Below are 3,040 nucleotides of genomic sequence, written 5' to 3'. Positions count from 1 at the left end.
GGTCCAGGCCCTGCCGGTAGCGACGCCGCCAGGCCAGCGGGCACCACTCGAATAGCGCGAACGACGTCGCCGAGAACGAGGCCAGCGTCACCCCGTCGAGGCTCGGCGCCGGGACCGGCACGGGGGGAACCTTCGCGGCATCGCCGGATGCCTCGGCCTCGGGCCCTGTACCGATTTCCGCCCTGATTCCCGCCCTTGCCGGGGCCTCGCGCCCCGCCCCGCCCGAGGGGGCGGCCGGGCCTTCGCCGTCCTCGTCCAGATACCGGACCTCGGGCTGGCCCAGCTCCTGCCAATCGCAGCCCTTCTCCCCGGCCAGCCAGGAGAGGGCGAGGGACGTCCAGCGGTCCCGCGGCAGGGTGCGGTTCCCGTCCTTGTCCTCCCCGACGACCCCGCAGAGGCACAGGGCGTCCTGCGCCCGGGTGCAGGCGACGTAAAAGAGGCGCATGTCCTCCTCCAGCTCGCCCTGAGAGGAGAGCAGCCGCTCCCAGAGCATCGTGCGGGGCTCGAGGTCTCTCTGCGCCTCCGGCCCGTCCGTCTCCGTGCCTTTGCCCGGAGTATCGGCCAGGGCGTCGGGAAGGCCGGAGAAGGCCAACCCCAGCGTTCTGGACGGACAGAGCGAGGAGGAGGCGGTGCGCCGCGCGGTGTCGAACACGGCGACGGCGGGGTATTCCAGCCCCTTGGATGCGTGGACCGTGGCGATGAGGACGGCGTCGGCGTCCGGGTCCATCCAGTGCGGCTCCTCCATGCGGGAGCCGTCCCTCAGGGCGCGCTCCATCCACCGCGCGCAGCCGGCCAGGCTGACGGCGAGCCCCCGCTGATAGGCCCGGGCCAGGGAGAGCGCGCGCCGGACGTTTCGGAGCGCGCGGAGCCGATGGTGCGGGACATAGCCCGAGAGCCAGTGGCGGTCCCGGACAAAGCCCTCCAGCAGGGCCGCGGGGCCCCTGTGGCGCCCTAGCAGTTCGAGGCGGACGAGCCGATCGAACGCCTCGGGGATGCGCTCGCGCAGCAGGTCGGACAGCGGCCCCCTCTGCCCCGCGCAAAGCGCCGCGGCGCGTCCCTCGAGGAGGCGGAGCGCCTCCTCCCTCGGGACCCCCGAGAAGGGCGAGAGCAGCCAGCCCGACAGGGCCGTCTCGTCCCCGGGGTCCGCGGCCGCGCGCAGCAGCGCGATGACGTCGCCCACCTCGCCGCGGGCAAAGTATTCCGTGCTTCGGTCCAGCCGCACGGGGATCCCCTCCGCCGCGAACGCGCGCTCCAGAAGGCCGTGATGGTTCCGGTTCCGGAGCAGCACCGCAAAGTCCCGCCAGCGTGCGGGCCGAAGCCTCCGCTCCGCCTTGTCCCACACGGTACGGCCGGATCGGACGGCGTCCCCGATGCGCGCGGCGAGCGCCGAGGCTAGGCGCTCCCGGGCGTTCGCCTCACCGCGGCCAGATCGGACGGCGAGCAGGACCGAAAAGGGGGCCAAGGTCCCCCCGCTGCGCTCCGATGGGGCCGCGGCCGGTGTGAGCGGCTCGTAGGCCAGCCCTCTCAGCCCGGCGGAGGAGCCGAGCCCGGAGCTCCAGATATGGGCAAACAGGCCGTTGATCCGCCTCAGGAGGGGGCCGCGGGTCCGGAAGCTCACATCCAGCTCGATCCGTTCGTCCGCCTGGGCGATGGTTCCGGCGAAGAGCGCCGGGTCCGCGTGGCGGAAGCGGTAGATGGACTGTTTGGGGTCCCCGACGGCGAAGAGCCCCGCGCCTCCACGTTCCCTCAGGGACTCCAGCAGGGAGAACTGGAGGGGGTCCGTATCCTGAAATTCGTCCACCAGGACGTGGCGGAACTCCCTGGAGGCGCGCACCCGTTCCGCCGCGCCCCGGGCGTGAAGGATCATGTCGGAGAACGACAGGAGCCCTCTCCGCCGCTTCATCTCGTCCCACAGGCCCCAGGCCGTCCCGCAGAAACGGAGGAGCGTGGCGCGCAGGCGGCGTTCCGGCTCCGGGAGGGGCTCGTTCGGGGCCGGGCCGGACAGGACGGGGAGCTTGATCCGCTCCTGTTCCTTGCGCCAATCGCCCGCCGTCGAGCCCAGGATGTCCATGATGGCGGTGAAGAGCTTTCCTGTCGCCCCCTTGAGGTTCCGAAGGGCGTGCAGGACGTCCAGCGTGAAGAGGCGCAGGGCCTCGTCGTCGGGCTCCCCGGGCCCCTCTGCGTTGCGGTCCCGGCCCGCCATCCGCGGCATCCAGAGCTCCGCGCAGGCGGCGATCAGCGTGGCGGGACTTTCGTCCTTGCCCTCAGCGCGGTCCTTGTGCGCCTTATCGGCAAGCTCTCCACCCAAAGCACGGAACACCGAGCCCCAAAGCTCCCAGGCCGAGAGCCAGCGCGGGCGCAGGAGCTCCGTCACGGCCGCGGAGGCCGCGCGCACCAGGGGATCGTCGGAGCTCGGGGCGGCGTCGGCCCAGTCCAGCATCCGGACCCAGGTGTGTCCCAGCGAAGCATACAGCTCCGCCGTATCCCGCGCCAGGTCGCGGAGCTTCGCACCGTCCCATTGGTCCAGGGCCGCGCCGAGCGTTGGGTCGTGATCCAGGGCGGCGGCGGCGGCGCGCAGCCGGGCGTCCCCGCTGAGCCTCGCCATTCCGCGGAGGTCCGCCCCCTCCGCGGCGTCCCCTATCGCGTTCCAGAAGGCGTCCTCCTGCGGGCTGCTGACGACCGACGCGCGGGGGTCCACGTCCAGCGACAGGCCGGACTCCCGGATCATCCGTGCCGCGAAGGCGTGGATGGTCGAGATCCACGCCTCGCCGAACCCGTCCATCACCTCTCGGATCCGATCCGCGGAGACGGGCGCGCCCGGCGCGGACAGGAGCTCGCGGACGCGCCGTTCGATGCGCTCCCGCATCTCGCTGGCCGCCGCCTCCGTGTAGGTGAGGGTCAGAATGTCGCGCGGCAGGCATTCCGCGTCCGTCAGGAGCAGGCGCGCGTATCGGCTGGAGAGTACCCAGGTCTTGCCCGTCCCGGCCCCGGCCCCCACCTGTCTCTTATACACATCTGACGCTGCCGACGACTAGTCGAG

Annotated in this window: 1 protein-coding gene; it reads right to left on the bottom strand. The window is 72.3% G+C overall.

Going from position 1 to position 3,040, the window contains the following annotated elements; translation table 11 throughout:
• Positions 1 to 3,013, bottom strand: a 3,013-nt coding sequence (locus ABLA28_RS11175; protein WP_347713728.1) for a UvrD-helicase domain-containing protein, incomplete at its 3' end; no start/stop codon positions are given.
• Positions 3,014 to 3,040: the final 27 nt, after the last annotated feature.

The sequence above is a fragment of the uncultured Fretibacterium sp. genome, assembly GCF_963544685.1.
GTDB lineage: Bacteria > Synergistota > Synergistia > Synergistales > Aminobacteriaceae > CAJPSE01.
This window is presented reverse-complemented; position numbering and strand designations above follow the sequence as displayed.